Below are 14613 nucleotides of genomic sequence, written 5' to 3'. Positions count from 1 at the left end.
ATGCTCTACCGCGCGGCCGCCGCGCTGGACGCCAAGGATCCGGCAACGCCCAAGCTTTGCGCCATGGCCAAGCGGTTCGCGACCGACGCCTGCTTCGACATCGCCAACCAGGCGCTGCAACTGCACGGCGGCTACGGATACCTGAAGGATTATCCGGTGGAGCGGCTCGTGCGCGATTTGCGCGTCCATCAGATCCTGGAAGGCACGAACGAGATCATGCGGGTGATCATCGCCCGCCACGAAATGAAGGGCTGAGCGGCGCTCGGCCGGAAGGAATTTTCAATGTCGGAAGAGTCCGAAACGATTATCGAGAAGAAGGGTCGGGCCGGCCGGATCACGCTGAACCGCCCGAAGGCGCTGAACGCCCTGACCCGCCAGATGTGCCTGGACATGACCGAGGCGTTGCTGGAGTGGCGCGACGACCCGGACGTCAAGGTGGTCGTGGTGGACGGCGCCGGGGATCGCGGCTTCTGCGCGGGGGGCGATATCCGCCTGCTTTATGAAAGCGGCAAGGCCGGGGACGAGCGCGCCTATGAATTCTGGCGCGACGAATATCGTCTCAACCAGCTGATCAAGCGTTACTCCAAGCCCTATGTCGCGATGATCGACGGCATTGTGATGGGCGGCGGCGTCGGCGTTTCCGTGCATGGCGATTACCGGGTGGCCGGGGACAGCACGATGCTGGCCATGCCGGAGACGGGCATCGGTTTTTATCCCGATGTCGGCGGCACCTATTTCCTGCCGCGGCTGCCGGGCAAGACGGGCATGTGGATGGGCCTGACCGGGGCGCGCCTGAAAACGGCGGACGCCATGGCCATGGGCATCGCGACCTCCTACACGCCCAGCGACAAACGCCCGGCATTGATCGAGGCGCTGGAAAACGGGCCGGTGGGGATCGAGGACACGCTGGCCGCCTTTTCCGAAGAGGCGGGCGAGAGCGAGGTGAAGAAGCGTCAGGAAGATATCGAGACGCACTTCGCCGCGCCGATGGTCGAGGCGATTCTGGCCTCGCTGGACAATGACCGCTCCGACTGGGCGATCGAGCAGGCCAAGACGATGCGGACCAAATCCCCGACATCGCTGAAGCTGACGCACCGCGCCATCCAGATGGGCGCGCAGACAGAGTTCGAGGACACGATGCGGCGGGAGCTGCGCCTCTCCGCGCATTGCCTGAAAGGGCACGATTTCTTTGAGGGCGTTCGCGCCCAGATCATCGATAAGGACCGCGATCCGAAATGGGACCCCTCCGACCTTGAGCGCGTGGGCGATGCGGAGCTGGAGCAATATTTCGCGCCGCTGGACGATGACCGCGAGCTGACATTCATCGACGACACGAAGGACAACTGACCATGACCGCCATCGCATTTATCGGACTGGGAAACATGGGCGGAGGCATGGCCGCGAACCTGGCCAAGGCGGGCCATGATGTCCGCGCCTTCGACCTGTCCGAAGCCGCCCGCAAGAAGGCCGGCGAGCAGGGCTGCAATCCGGTCGACCGGATGGAAGACGCGATCAGCGGCGCCGAGGTGGTGGTCTCCATGCTGCCGGCCGGCAAGCATGTGCGGTCGGTCTATGAAAATGAAGGCGGCGTGATTGAACTGGCGGGCGAGGGCACGTTGCTGATCGATTGCTCCACCATTGACGTGCAGTCCGCGCGCGCTGTCGGCGAAGCGGCGGCCCAGGCCGGATTCCTGATGGTCGACGCGCCGGTTTCCGGCGGCGTCGCGGCGGCGGACGGCGGGACGCTGACCTTCATGGTTGGCGGGCCGGAAGAGGCGTTCGGCAAGGCCGAGCCGATCCTGGACATCATGGGCAAGGCGGTGATCCGCGCAGGCGAGTCCGGGGCGGGACAAGCGGCGAAGATCTGCAACAACATGCTGCTGGGCATTTCGATGATCGGCACGTGCGAGGCGTTTGCGCTGGCCAAGAAGCTGGGGCTGGACCCGCAAAATTTCTTCGATATCGCGTCACAGGCCTCGGGCCAGTGCTGGTCGCTGACCGCCTATTGCCCGGAGCCGGGGCCGGTTCCGGCCGCGCCGTCCAATCGCGACTATAATCCCGGGTTCGCCGTGGCGATGATGCTGAAGGATCTGAAACTGGCGCAGGAAGCGGCGTCGGCCAACGGCGCTTCCACCCCGATGGGCGCGCAGGCCGAGGCGCTTTACGCGATGTTCGATGCGCTGGGCGCGGGGAACAAGGATTTTTCCGGTATCATGAAACTGCTGGATGGGTCCCTGAGCGAATCGGGATGGACCGGTTAGGCGCTCCGTTAAATCTATCTCCAGCGAATTAAACGTCTTTTAGACATTTTCGATTTTAATCCGACCTGAAACATGGGTGAAACCCGGGAAGAAGGTGGGATTATGGGCATGCAAAATGCGGCGGCTGAAACCAGCCGTACGGACGAGCAAGAGCCTGACTTTCAGAAGAGCTATCTGCAGACGCTGACCCTGGTCGAGCGGCTGCACCGCCAGCTTCTGGATGTCATCAAGGATGATCTGGAGCGACATGGCCGGAACGACATCAACAGCGTTCAGGCGCTGCTGCTGTTCAATATCGGCGATCAGGAACTGACGGCGGGCGAACTGCGGAGCCGCGGGCATTATCTGGGCTCCAACGTCTCCTATAACCTCAAGAAGCTGGTCGAGGCGGACTATATCCGTCACGAGCGTTGCGACTCCGACCGCCGCGCGGTCCGGGTCAGCCTGACGCAGGCCGGTTCGGACGTGCGCGAACAATTGAAGACGTTGTTCGATCGTCAGTTGAAGTCGCTTCAGCCGGTCGCCAATGTCGATCAGGACGATCTGGACAGCATGAACACGGCCCTGATGCGTCTTGAACGCTATTGGGAAGATCACATAAAGTATCGCCTGTGACCTTTTGCGGCGCCGACAAAAGTTGGCGCCGCGCGCTCCTTTGGGGCATAGGGTCCTGTAAAACCTGATTTGCAGGACGGGCAATGGACTACCGGAAAGCATTCGAAGAGGCCGTGGACACGGTCAAGGCGGAAGGCCGGTACCGGGTCTTTGCGGACCTCAAACGCCTGCGCGGCCAGTTCCCGCGCGCCCGTCTGCGCGGCGATGACGGCCAGATTCGCGAAATCACCGTCTGGTGCTCCAACGACTATCTGGGCATGGGTCAGCACAAGGACGTGCTGGACGCCATGCACGGCGCGCTGGACGAAACCGGCGCCGGCGCCGGCGGCACGCGCAATATCGCAGGCACCACGCGTTTCCATGTCGATCTGGAAGACCGGCTGGCGGGCCTGCACGGCAAGAGCGGCGCGCTGCTGTTCACCTCCGGCTATATCGCCAATTCGGCGACGCTTTCGACACTGGCGAAGATCCTGCCGGGCCTGATCATTTTCTCCGATCAGATGAACCACGCCTCTATGATTGAAGGCGTTCGGTTCGGCGGCTGCGAGAAGCGGATTTTCCGCCACAACGATGTCGAGCATCTGGAAAGCCTGCTGGCCGAAGCGCCGGCGGACGCGCCCAAGGTTATCGCATTTGAATCCGTTTATTCGATGGACGGCGATATCGCGCCCATCGGCGCGATTTGCGACCTGGCCGACAAGTACGGCGCGATGACCTATCTGGATGAGGTTCACGCCGTGGGCCTTTATGGCGAACATGGCGGCGGCGTCGCCGAGCGCGACGGCGTCATGGACCGGGTCGATATTATCGAAGGCACGCTGGGCAAGGCGTTCGGCGTAATGGGCGGCTATATCGCGGCCGACGCGACGATCGTCGATGCCGTGCGCTCCTGGGCGCCGGGCTTCATTTTCACAACGGCGCTTTCGCCCGTTCTGGCCGCGGGCGCGCTGAAAAGCGTGGAAATCCTGCAAGGCGCGGAAGGGCAGCAATTGCGGGCGGCGCATCAGGCCAAGGCGGCGGAGCTGAAACAGCGTTTCGCGGACGCCGGCCTGCCCGTGATGCAGTCCGAAAGCCATATCGTGCCGGTGTTCGTGGGCGACCCGCGCCACACCAAGGCGGTTTCCGATCTGCTGCTGGCCGATCACGACCTTTATGTGCAGCCGATCAATTACCCCACCGTGCCGCGCGGCACGGAGCGGCTTCGCTTTACGCCGTCGCCGATGCACGACGACCCCATGCTGGACAAGCTTGTCTCGTCCATGGATGCGCTGTGGACGCAGTGTAACGTGGCGCGCCGTCCAGCGGCGGCCTGACCCGCAGGCGCGGGAAAGGCGATGCCCGGCCGGGGCGTCATTTTCGAATTTGTCAGGCGCGGAAACATCGTGCGCGTCGCCGCGGTGGACGAAGCCACGGGCGTCGAGGCGTGGATCATCGGGCCGGTCAGCGCCTCGCAGGCTGATCTGAAGACTTTGGCCCGGCGCAAGCTTGACTATGTAATGAAGAAGAAGGGGCTCGGGCGCAGCGATTGATTGTGTGCGCGCAGCCGCCTATGCACTGGATTTTGTAGTTCCGCAGACGGAGAAGTTTTCCATGGCCGACGCGCTTGAAACCGGCTCGCTCGCCGAGACGTTTTTCACTCAGGACCTCGCCGACAAGGACCCCGACATCTTTGGCGCGATGGAGCGCGAGCGTAAGCGTCAGCAGGACCAGATCGAGCTGATCGCGTCCGAAAACATCGTCTCCAAGGCCGTGCTGCAGGCTCAAGGGTCGGTGCTGACCAATAAATACGCCGAAGGCTATCCGGGGCGCCGCTATTATGGCGGTTGCGAATTCGTGGACGAGGCGGAAAACCTGGCCCGTGACCGCGCGAAGCGCCTGTTCAATTGCGGGTTCGCCAATGTGCAGCCGAGCTCCGGCAGTCAGGCCAATCAGGCGGTGTTCCTGGCGCTGGCCAAGCCGGGCGATTCCATTCTGGGTCTTTCGCTGGCCGCGGGCGGCCACCTGACACACGGCGCGCCGCCCAATGTCTCCGGCAAGTGGTTTCAGGCGCATCATTACGGCGTGCGCAAGGACGACCATCTGATTGACTATGACGAGGTCGAGCGCCTGGCGCATGAGCACAAGCCGCGGATCATCATCGCCGGCGGCTCCGCCTATCCGCGCACGATCGACTTCAAGCGTTTCCGCGAAATCGCCGATGCCGTGGACGCCTATCTGATGGTCGACATGGCGCACTTCGCGGGGCTGGTCGCGGGCGGGGCGCATCCCAACCCGCTGGACCACGCGCATGTCGCCACGACCACGACGCACAAGACGCTGCGCGGTCCGCGCGGCGGCATGGTGCTGACCAATGACGAGGATATCGCCAAGAAGATCAATTCGGCGGTGTTCCCGGGCATGCAGGGCGGGCCGCTGATGCACGCCGTCGCCGCCAAGGCGGTGGCCTTCGGCGAGGCGCTGACCCCGGACTTCAAGATCTATGCGCGCAACGTGATCGAGAACGCCAAGGCGCTGGGCGACACCCTGAAAGACGCCGGCTATGACATCGTTTCCGGCGGCACGGACACGCATCTGGTGCTGCTGGACCTGCGGCCGAAAAACCTGAAGGGCAATGCCGGCGAGGAAACGCTGGAGCGCGCCTATATGACCTGCAACAAGAACGGCGTGCCGTTCGACCCGGAAAAGCCGATGGTGACGTCCGGCCTGCGTCTGGGCAGTCCGGCGGGCACGACGCGCGGATTTGGCGCGGCGGAGTTCCGCCAGGTTGGCGAGTGGATCGCCGAAGTGCTGGACGCCATGGCCGCGAAGGGCGCGGCTGATCCGGCGGTCGAAGCGGCGGTGAAGGCCAAGGTGACCGGCCTGACGGGCCGCTTCCCGATCTATCCTGACGCATAAGGAAAATACGCGATGCGCTGCCCCTATTGCGGTGACCCCGATACGCAGGTGAAGGATTCCCGTCCCGCCGAGGACGGGAACGCCATTCGCCGCCGCCGGCAATGCGCCAAGTGCGGGCAGCGTTTCACCACGTTCGAGCGGGTCTCCCTGCGCGCGCTGACCATCGTGAAGCGGGACGGCGAACGCTCCATGTTCGACCGCGACAAGCTGATGCGCTCGATTATGCTGGCCATGCAGAAGCGCAATGTGGAGCCCGAACGCATCGAACAGATGGTCAGCGGCATCGTGCGGCGGATCGAATCCAGCGGAGAGACCGATATTCCCTCCGTCGAGATCGGCGAATATGTGATGGAGGCTCTCAAGGAGCTCGATCAGGTCGCCTATGTCCGCTACGCCTCGGTCTACAAGGCGTTTCACGAAGTTGCAGACTTCAAGGAATTCATCGAGGACGAGCAATTGTCCAGGGACGACGAATGACCGCTGCGCGCCCGCGCGTCACGCTCAAGCTCGCGACCTCTCTCGACGGCCGCATCGCAACGGCCAGCGGCAAGTCCCGGTGGATCACCGGAGAGGCGGCGCGGGAACAGTCTCACCGGCTGCGCGCAGAGCATGACGCCATCCTGATCGGCATAGGCACGGCGCGGGCGGACAATCCCTCCCTGACCGTGCGGCTGGACGATTTTGACGGCGAGCAACCGGTCCGGGTGGTGCTGGACACGCGGCTGCGGCTGCATCCGGACAGCGAACTGGCGACCACCGCCAAGGAAATTCCGGTCATCGTCTTTTGCAGCGAACGCGCGCCGGGCATCAATGCCAGCGTGCTGGCCGCCAAGGGCGTGACGGTGAAGAAGATCAGGCCGGCGGATGGCGGGGTCTGCCCCGAGGCCGTGCTGGCCGGGCTGGCGGAGGACGGCGTGAAATCGGTGTTCGTCGAAGGCGGCGGGCAGGTGGCGGCGTCCTTCATCAAGGCCGGGCTGGTGGATGCGCTGGAATGGTTTCGCGCGCCGGTCGTGCTGGGCGGCGACGGCGTGGCCGGGATAGGGGATCTGGACATGGACGCGCCGGGCGCGGCGCCGCGCTTCAAGCTTCAGGAGTCTACAGATCTTGGCGGCGACGTCTGGGATCGCTACGTCCCGGTCAGGGAGTAGCCATGTTTACTGGAATTATCACTCATCAGGGCGCGGTCCGGCGGCTGGAGCGCCAGGGCGGCGATGTCCGCATTTTTGTACAGAGCGAAATCCCGGCGGCCGAGTTCGTGATTGGCGCCTCGATCGCCCATGACGGCGCCTGCCTGACCATCGTCAGCGCGGAGCCCGAGGGCGCGGGCGCAGTTCATGCCTGCGACGTGTCGAACGAGACGCTGTCCAAGACAACGCTGGGCGGCTGGCGGGAAGGTTCGACGGTCAATCTGGAGCGGGCCGCGCGTTTCGGCGACGAAATTGGCGGGCATCTGGTGACCGGACATGTTGATGGCGTCGGCGAACTGGTCGAGCGCAGCGAAGATGCACGCTCCCTGCGGCTGGTCTTCGAGGCGCCGGAGGCGCTGTCGCCAATGATCGCGCCCAATGGCTCTATCACCATCAACGGCGTCTCGCTGACGGTGAACGAGGTGGAGGGCGCGCGGTTTGGCGTGAACCTCATTCCGCATACGGCTGATGTGACTAACCTCGGATCGCTGCAGGTTGGCGCGCGCGTCAATCTGGAAATCGATACCGTGGCTCGCTATCTCGCCCGTCTTCTGGAAGCGCGCGGATAAGGGCGTCATGACCGACCAAAGCCGGATCTCTCCCATCGAGGACATCATCGAGGACGCCCGCAACGGGCGGATGTATATCCTTGTCGACGCCGAGGACCGGGAGAATGAGGGCGACCTGATCATCCCCGCCCAGTTCGCCACGCCCGAGGCGGTGAACTTCATGGCCAAGTTCGGCCGCGGCCTGATCTGCCTGCCGATGACGCAGGCGCGCGCCGGGACTCTGGGCCTGGAGCCGATGTCCCGCGAGAACCAGGCGCGCAACCGCACCGCCTTTACCGTTTCCATCGAAGCGCGCGAGGGGATCACGACCGGAATTTCCGCCCATGACCGGGCGCACACGATCGCCGTCGCCATCGATCCTGACAAACGCGCCAACGACATCGTCTCGCCCGGCCATGTCTTCCCGCTGGTTGCGAAGGATGGCGGGGTTCTGGTGCGCGCCGGGCATACCGAGGCGGCGGTCGACATCTCCCGCATGGCGGGCCTGTTCCCGGCCGGGGTGATCTGCGAAGTGATGAAGGATGACGGCACCATGGCGCGGCTGCCGGACCTGATCGAGTTCGCGCAGGAGCACGGCCTGAAGATTGGCACGATCGCGGATCTGATCGCCTATCGCCGCCGGCACGACAATGTGGTCGAACGCCTGCTGGAAACCGAGATCGAAAGTCAGCATGGCGGGAAATTCCGCATGATGGCCTATCGCAACACGGTCGACGGGTCGGAACACGCGGCGCTGGTCTCCGGAGAGATCGACGCCGGCCAACCGACGCTGGTGCGGGTTCACAAGGTGGATTTCGGCGCCGATCTGCTGGGTCTGGAGCGCGGACGCACGGACCTGATCTCCCGCGCCATGGAGATTGTCGCCGACGCGCCGCAAGGCGGGGTGGTGGTGCTGATCCGCGACACGGACGCCGGCGCGCTGTCCCGCCGTTTTGGGGATTCGCCGGCGGAAGACGAGGATGCGGAGATCAAGCGCTATCGCGAGATCGGCACCGGTTCGCAGATTCTACGGGACTTGGGCGTTGAAAAGATGACGCTTCTGACCGATACGCCGCAGAAGCTTGTGGGTCTTGAGGGTTACGGACTGACCGTTTCCGGCTGGCGCACTTTCGACGGCAAGGAACATTATCATGGCTGAACCCCGCCTGCTGATCGTGGAAGCGCGCTTTTATGGCGACGTCGCGGACGCGCTCTATGACGGCGCCGCGGCGGCGCTGGACAAGGCCGGCGCATCGCATGAGCGGATCGACGTGCCGGGCGCCTTCGAAATTCCGGGCGTGATCGCCGCGGCGGCCGACAGCGACCGCTATGACGGGTTCGTGGCGCTGGGCTGCGTGATCCGGGGCGAGACGAGCCATTATGACTATATCTGTCAGGAAACCGCGCGGGCGCTGATGGATCTTTCGTTGATCGGCGTTCCGCTGGGCAATGGCATCCTGACCGTAGAAAGCATGAGCCAGGCCATGGAGCGGGCCATGCCGGACCGCAAGAATAAAGGCGCGGACGCGGCGAACGCCGCCCTTCGCATGATCGAGCTGAAGGCGAAATTCGAAGATGAGTGAGAACCCTTCAGAGAACCGCGCGCGCCTGCGGGCCGCCGCGCGCTTTTCCGCCGTTCAGGCGCTCTATCAGATGGAGGTCTCCGGCCGCGGTGCCAAGGCCGTAGTCCTGGAGTTCCGCAATTATCGTTTCGGCGGGGAGCACGAAGTTCCCGATTATATCGAGGCGGACGAGGATTTCTTCGAGGATCTGGTCATGGGCGTTGTCGGGCGTCAGGACGATATCGATTCCATCGTTTCCAAACGTCTGGCCACGGGCTGGCGGCTGGACCGCATCGACTCGACCCTGCGGGCCGCGCTGCGGGCTGGGGTCTATGAGCTGACGCAACGCTCCGACGTGCCGGTGAAGACGATCATCAATGAATATGTCGAGATCGCCCGCGATTTCTTTGAGGACGACTCGCCGAAATTCATCAATGGCGTTCTGGACGCCGTCGCCCGCGACGTGCGGGGCGGCGAGCTGGCCCTGAATGGCTAGCGGCGAACGCCCCGGGGAATTCGAATTCATACGGCGCTATCTGGCGCCGCTTTCGGGCGAGGGCGGATTTGCCCTGACCGATGACGCCGCCGAGTTGATTGCGGGCGAGGGCTGGGTCGTTACGTCCGACATGATGATCGCCGGGTGGCATTTCCTGGCGGATGATCCGCTGGACGGCATCGCGCAAAAAGCATTGAGGGCCAATCTGTCGGACCTTGCCGCCAAGGGCGCGGCGCCGGTCCATTACATGTTGTCTCTCGCGCTGCCCGACGACTTTTCAGAAGCTGACATGGCGGCGCTGGCGTCTGGACTGGCCGAGGACCAGACCCGTTACGGCGTGAAGCTGCTGGGCGGCGACACGACAGCGACAAACGGGCCGCTGACGCTCTCCATCACTGCGCTGGGCAAACGGCCGGACAAGGGCATGGTGCGCCGCAACGGGGCGCAAGCCGGCGACCGCCTTTATGTGACCGGCCGGATCGGGGAAGCCTGGCTTGGCCTTCAGGCGTTACAGGGCCGGCTCAAGGGAGAATGGGCCGGTCAGAAGGCCGCATATCGTCAGCCTGAGCCTCCCGTCGCGCTTGCGGCCTATATGCCGGGGCTGGCGTCGGCGGCGCTGGATATTTCAGACGGGCTGCTGGCGGATGCGGGGCATATCGCCCGGCAATCCGGGAAACGTCTGGAAGTGGACCTCTCCCTCATGCCGGTCAGTGAACAGGCGCGCCGCTGGATTGAGGCTGACGTCGCCCCCGATGACCGGTTGCTGGATCTGGCGACGGGCGGGGACGACTACCAGATCCTGTTCGCCGCGCCGCCTTCCGCGGAGGATGCGGTTGCGTACGCGGCCGATCAGACGGGCATCGGCATCACCCGCATTGGCGGGGTGAATGAAGGCGAGGGGGTGAACGCCACCGGACGCAACGGGCCGGTTTCGGCCGTCCGAGCGGGATTCACCCATTTTTGACGGCTTTGCCGTATATCTCGCGCCATGAAACAGGCGCTCCTGATCCTTGGCTTTGTGCTCTTCACGCTTCCCGCGTTTGCCGCGGCGCCCGAGAAATCGGGCAAGAGCAAAGCGCATGGGAACCGCTATCAGGCCGGTTTCACTTTGGAATCTCCGGAAGAAGAAGCCGAACCGCCGGAAGATAACGGCCGCGGCGTGGAGATTCCCACCCTTGTCGTCCCGGTTTTCGAGGACGGCCGCCTTCTGAATTACGTCTTCGTGTCGGTTCGCCTGCAGGTCGCGGACGGCGTTGATCCCTGGAAGGTGCGCGGGCGGACCCATTATGTCCGCGATGCGATGATCCGGGCCGCGCACAAGCAGTCTCTGGGCGCGGACGGCAACGGACGCGCGCTGGACCGTGAAAAGGCGGCGAAGGTCTGGATGGCCACGGCGAACGAGACGCTGGGCGGAGAATCAATCACCGGCATCCACTTCCTGACCGTGGACTCCCGCAGCTAGGTCCTGACACCCCATTATTTATAACGGGTTCCGGCGGCGATGTTGCGCCGCGCTTGCGCATTAGGCATAACCGGAACATCAAGTTGGAATGGGTAGGGCGGCGCGTTCCGCGCCGTAAAAAAGGCCCTATGGGCTGTCTTTAACGGGTAATCAAAAAATGTCACTTGCACTCTGGTTGGTAATCGCCGCCGGTCTTCTGGCGCTCATTTATGGCGCCGCACAAATCCGCTCCGTGCTGAATGCAAGCGCGGGCAATGATCGTATGCAGGAGATCGCGAAGGCGATTCAGGAAGGCGCGAACGCTTATCTGCGCCGTCAATATATCAGCGTCGCCATTGTCGGCGCGGTCATCTTCGTCATCGTATTCCTGCTGCTGGGCGTGCTGCCCGCCATCGGGTTCGCCATCGGGGCGATCCTGTCGGGCGCGGCCGGCTTCATCGGGATGCTTGTTTCCGTCCGCGCCAATGTGCGCACGACCGAAGCGGCCCGCCAGGGCCTGGCGCAAGGCCTTTCCATGGCGTTCCGCGCCGGCGCGATCACGGGCATGCTCGTGGCCGGCCTCGCGCTGCTGGGCGTGACGGTCTATTACGCGCTGCTGATCGGGCCGTTCGGCTTTGAATCCGCCAGCCGGGACGTTGTTGACGCGCTGGTTGCGCTGGGCTTCGGCGCTTCGCTCATCTCCATCTTCGCGCGTCTGGGCGGCGGCATCTTCACCAAGGGCGCCGATGTTGGCGGCGACATGGTGGGCAAGGTCGAAGCCGGTATTCCGGAAGACGATCCGCGCAACGCGGCAACCATCGCTGACAATGTGGGCGACAATGTCGGCGACTGCGCCGGCATGGCGGCCGACCTGTTTGAAACCTATGCGGTGACCGTGGTCGCCACCATGGTGCTGGCCTCCATCATCTTCGCGTCGGCCTCCGCGGCGACCATGATGCTGTATCCGCTGGCCATTGGCGGCGTCTGCATCATCGCCTCTATCCTGGGCACGTTCTTCGTGCGTCTGTCCAAGGGTTCGACGTCCGTCATGGGCGCGCTCTACAAGGGCCTGGCGGCAACCGGCGTGTTCTCGCTGGTCGGTATTGCCGTCGTGACGCAGCTGGTGTTCCCGGAAGGCTTCGCCACGGCGTTTGAAGTCACGGGCGGCCAGACCTTTACGGCGACCAGCCTGTTCATTTGCGGCATTCTGGGCCTGGCCATCACCGGCGCGATTGTCTGGATTACCGAGTATTATACCGGCACCGCATACCGGCCGGTGCGCAGCATCGCGGCGGCCTCTGAAAGCGGTCACGGCACGAACGTGATTCAGGGCCTGGCGGTTTCGCTGGAATCCACCGCGGTTCCGGCGCTGATCATCATTGTCGGCATCATCGCGACGTTCCAGATCGCCGGCCTGTTCGGCATCGCCATCGCGGTGACCACCATGCTGGCGCTGGCCGGCATGATCGTGGCGCTGGATGCGTTCGGTCCGGTCACGGACAATGCCGGCGGCATTGCCGAGATGGCCGATCTTGAAGGCAATGTCCGCGACACCACGGATGCGCTGGACGCTGTGGGCAACACCACCAAGGCGGTGACCAAGGGCTACGCCATCGGCTCCGCGGGGCTTGGCGCCCTGGTTCTGTTCGCGGCCTATACGCAGGATCTGGCGTTCTTTGCGGCGAATCCGGACGCGTATCCGTTCTTCGCGGGCATCGACATCAACTTCTCGCTCTCCAACCCGTATGTCGTGGTCGGCCTGCTGTTCGGCGGCTTGCTGCCTTACCTGTTCGGCGGGATGAGCATGATGGCCGTCGGCCGCGCCGCGACCGCGGTTGTCGAGGAAGTGCGCCGTCAGTTCAAGGAGAAGCCGGGCATCATGCAGGGCACGGAGCGTCCCGATTATGGCCGCGCCGTCGACCTGCTGACCAAGGCCGCGATTCGCGAGATGATCGTGCCGTCGCTGCTGCCCGTCCTGTCCCCGGTAGTGCTGTTCTTCGCGATCTGGTTCTTCGGCGGCGCCAGCCTTGGGCTGGATGACGCCGGCAAGTCGGACGCGCTGTCCTCAGTCGGCGCCATGCTGTTGGGCGTGATCGTCACGGGCCTGTTCGTCGCCATCTCCATGACGGCGGGCGGCGGCGCCTGGGACAACGCCAAGAAGTACATCGAGGACGGCAATCACGGCGGCAAGGGCTCCGAAGCCCACAAGGCCGCGGTGACGGGCGACACGGTGGGTGATCCCTACAAGGACACCGCCGGTCCGGCCGTGAACCCGATGATCAAGATCACCAATATCGTCGCGCTGCTGATGCTGGCCGTTCTGGCGCACTAGCAAGCCTCGATACGATCACAAAAGAAAACGCCCCGGTTTCGGCCGGGGCGTTTTTTTATGCGGATTGTAAGGTTTGCAGGGTCTGGCTCAGGAGCCGTCGGGCCGCGGGCCGCCAGCGCCGCCGGGCAGGTTGCGGTCGCCGCCCAGCTGTTCGGTCGGCAGGCGCCCGATATTGCCAAAGAGCTGTTCGAGAATCGTCAGCTCGCGGCCGCGGGTCGGCGTTTCGCGTCCCACCAGGTTCACATTGCGGCCGTCGGCGAGATCATATTCTTCGACATTGCTCACCGTGCCGCCGTCATCGAATTCGATCGCTACGATACGGCGGGAGCGCGTTTTCGGCTTGAAATAGGCCAGCTCCTCCCGCGTGGAGGAGATGTAATACCAGGTGTCGGTTTCGAAGACGCCGGTCGTGGACGGGTTGCCCAGACGCTCCATGACGCTGGCCTTGTCATCCGTGCCCGCCTCGATGTCCTGGGGCAGGTTTTCGTTCGGCACATAGCCATGCGAGCGCATGACGGGGTTACAGGCCGAAACCACCAGGGCGGACGCGGCGGCTAAGAGGGCGAGGCGCATAATGCGTTCCTTGCTGCAAAGTCGTAAAAACTGTCGGTTGATTGCGTAAAGCCAGCCTTCGCGCCTTGCAAGCGCTCTGGTTCAGTCTATTCCTGCCCGGCATGGCGATTTTTGGACTTTTCAAACCCCGCAAACCGCGCCCGGAGCAGCGTCTTTACGAGTCGGTGCTGTCCGCCGCGCGCAATCCGGCCTTCTATGACGAAGGCGGCGCCGATGACACCGTGGATGGCCGGTTCGAGATTCTGGCGCTTCACATGGCGATTGCCTATCGGCGTCTGAACGCGCTGGACGAAGCGTTCGCGCAGGCCTTTTTCGACGCCTTCGTGAAGGACATGGACGTGAATCTGCGCGAGCTGGGCGTGGGCGATGCGCGCTTCGGTAAAAAGATGAAGCATATCGTGCAATCGCTCTATGGGCGCATTCAGGCCTATGGCTCCGCCCTGGGCGATGCGGATGAAGAGGCGGTGCGCGCGGTGCTGACCCGCAATGGCGGCGATGTGATCGGCGCGGCGGGACTGGACGGCTTTCCGCGCTACGCCCTGGCGGCGGACCGTGAGATCGGCGCCGCGCCGATAGAGGCGTTTTCCAGCGCCGACCTGCCCTGGCCGGACGCCGCCGGCGCGTGTGTCAAAGCCTGACCGCCTGACGTTGCATCATCGCGGTGTTCGGCTATCGTCCGCGCTCCTCCAGCCGAATTCACGGC

The 14613-nt window shown here is 64.0% G+C and carries 18 protein-coding genes; 17 read left to right on the top strand and 1 reads right to left on the bottom strand.

The window, feature by feature from the left end; all coding sequences use genetic code 11:
* From H2040_RS09560 to H2040_RS09485, 16 genes are all read left to right on the top strand, one after another.
* On the top strand, nt 1-255 hold a 255-nt coding region (locus tag H2040_RS09560; RefSeq protein WP_287157040.1), incomplete at its 5' end, for an acyl-CoA dehydrogenase family protein.
* A 27-nt stretch (nt 256-282) separates the two neighbouring features.
* On the top strand, nt 283-1347 hold the full coding sequence (locus tag H2040_RS09555) for an enoyl-CoA hydratase/isomerase family protein (RefSeq protein ID WP_287157038.1): 1065 nt from the start codon (nt 283-285) through the stop codon (nt 1345-1347).
* Between the two features lie 2 nt (nt 1348-1349).
* Nucleotides 1350-2261: a 3-hydroxyisobutyrate dehydrogenase gene (mmsB, locus tag H2040_RS09550; protein WP_287157036.1), complete on the top strand. Its 912-nt coding sequence runs from the start codon at nt 1350-1352 to the stop codon at nt 2259-2261.
* 108 nt (nt 2262-2369) lie between these two features.
* A complete protein-coding gene (ldtR, locus tag H2040_RS09545; RefSeq protein ID WP_027068409.1) occupies nt 2370-2876 on the top strand; it encodes a transcriptional regulator LdtR in 507 nt (168 codons plus the stop codon).
* Between the two features lie 83 nt (nt 2877-2959).
* Nucleotides 2960-4189 carry a 5-aminolevulinate synthase gene (gene hemA / locus H2040_RS09540; protein ID WP_287157035.1) on the top strand — a complete coding sequence of 410 codons (1230 nt, stop codon included), beginning with the start codon at nt 2960-2962 and terminating at the stop codon, nt 4187-4189.
* Nucleotides 4190-4210: 21 nt separating this feature from the next.
* On the top strand, nt 4211-4405 hold the full coding sequence (locus H2040_RS09535; RefSeq protein WP_022698034.1) for a DUF6898 family protein: 195 nt from the start codon (nt 4211-4213) through the stop codon (nt 4403-4405).
* Nucleotides 4406-4466: 61 nt separating this feature from the next.
* The gene (gene glyA, locus H2040_RS09530; RefSeq protein ID WP_287157034.1) at nt 4467-5771 is read left to right on the top strand and encodes a serine hydroxymethyltransferase; all 1305 of its coding nucleotides are present in this window, start codon (nt 4467-4469) and stop codon (nt 5769-5771) included.
* Between the two features lie 12 nt (nt 5772-5783).
* Nucleotides 5784-6248: a transcriptional regulator NrdR gene (nrdR, locus tag H2040_RS09525; protein ID WP_022698032.1), complete on the top strand. Its 465-nt coding sequence runs from the start codon at nt 5784-5786 to the stop codon at nt 6246-6248.
* Complete coding sequence (locus tag H2040_RS09520) at nt 6245-6919, top strand: RibD family protein (protein ID WP_287157032.1); 675 nt, start codon at nt 6245-6247, stop codon at nt 6917-6919. Before nrdR ends, H2040_RS09520 begins: the two co-directional genes overlap by 4 nt.
* Nucleotides 6920-6921: 2 nt before the next feature.
* On the top strand, nt 6922-7527 hold the full coding sequence (locus H2040_RS09515; RefSeq protein ID WP_287157030.1) for a riboflavin synthase: 606 nt from the start codon (nt 6922-6924) through the stop codon (nt 7525-7527).
* Nucleotides 7528-7534: 7 nt separating this feature from the next.
* A complete protein-coding gene (gene ribB / locus H2040_RS09510; protein WP_287157029.1) occupies nt 7535-8665 on the top strand; it encodes a 3,4-dihydroxy-2-butanone-4-phosphate synthase in 1131 nt (376 codons plus the stop codon).
* Nucleotides 8658-9089, top strand: coding sequence for a 6,7-dimethyl-8-ribityllumazine synthase (locus tag H2040_RS09505; RefSeq protein WP_287157027.1), 432 nt, complete (start codon nt 8658-8660; stop codon nt 9087-9089). The genes ribB and H2040_RS09505 overlap by 8 nt, the downstream gene beginning before the upstream one ends.
* The gene (gene nusB / locus H2040_RS09500; RefSeq protein WP_022698027.1) at nt 9082-9564 is read left to right on the top strand and encodes a transcription antitermination factor NusB; all 483 of its coding nucleotides are present in this window, start codon (nt 9082-9084) and stop codon (nt 9562-9564) included. Before H2040_RS09505 ends, nusB begins: the two co-directional genes overlap by 8 nt.
* Nucleotides 9557-10528, top strand: a complete 972-nt coding sequence (gene thiL, locus H2040_RS09495) for a thiamine-phosphate kinase (protein WP_287157026.1) — start codon at nt 9557-9559, stop codon at nt 10526-10528. The genes nusB and thiL overlap by 8 nt, the downstream gene beginning before the upstream one ends.
* A gap of 24 nt (nt 10529-10552) precedes the next feature.
* Nucleotides 10553-11026: a hypothetical protein gene (locus tag H2040_RS09490; RefSeq protein ID WP_287157025.1), complete on the top strand. Its 474-nt coding sequence runs from the start codon at nt 10553-10555 to the stop codon at nt 11024-11026.
* A 157-nt stretch (nt 11027-11183) separates the two neighbouring features.
* Nucleotides 11184-13337, top strand: a complete 2154-nt coding sequence (locus H2040_RS09485; protein ID WP_287157024.1) for a sodium-translocating pyrophosphatase — start codon at nt 11184-11186, stop codon at nt 13335-13337.
* An 87-nt stretch (nt 13338-13424) separates the two neighbouring features.
* Here the strand turns inward: H2040_RS09485 and H2040_RS09480 are convergent, their stop codons facing one another.
* Nucleotides 13425-13910, bottom strand: coding sequence for an outer membrane protein assembly factor BamE (locus tag H2040_RS09480; protein WP_022698023.1), 486 nt, complete (start codon nt 13908-13910; stop codon nt 13425-13427).
* A gap of 101 nt (nt 13911-14011) precedes the next feature.
* Here H2040_RS09480 and H2040_RS09475 point away from each other — a divergent pair, with 101 nt between their 5' ends.
* The gene (locus H2040_RS09475; protein WP_287157023.1) at nt 14012-14548 is read left to right on the top strand and encodes a ubiquinol-cytochrome C chaperone family protein; all 537 of its coding nucleotides are present in this window, start codon (nt 14012-14014) and stop codon (nt 14546-14548) included.
* The last annotated feature ends 65 nt before the right edge of the window (nt 14549-14613 follow it).

Source organism: Euryhalocaulis sp. (genome assembly GCF_013911995.1).
GTDB classification, from domain to species: Bacteria; Pseudomonadota; Alphaproteobacteria; order Caulobacterales; family Maricaulaceae; genus Euryhalocaulis; species Euryhalocaulis caribicus.
Note: the sequence above shows the minus strand (reverse complement) of the source record. Positions and strands in the feature narration are given on the sequence as shown.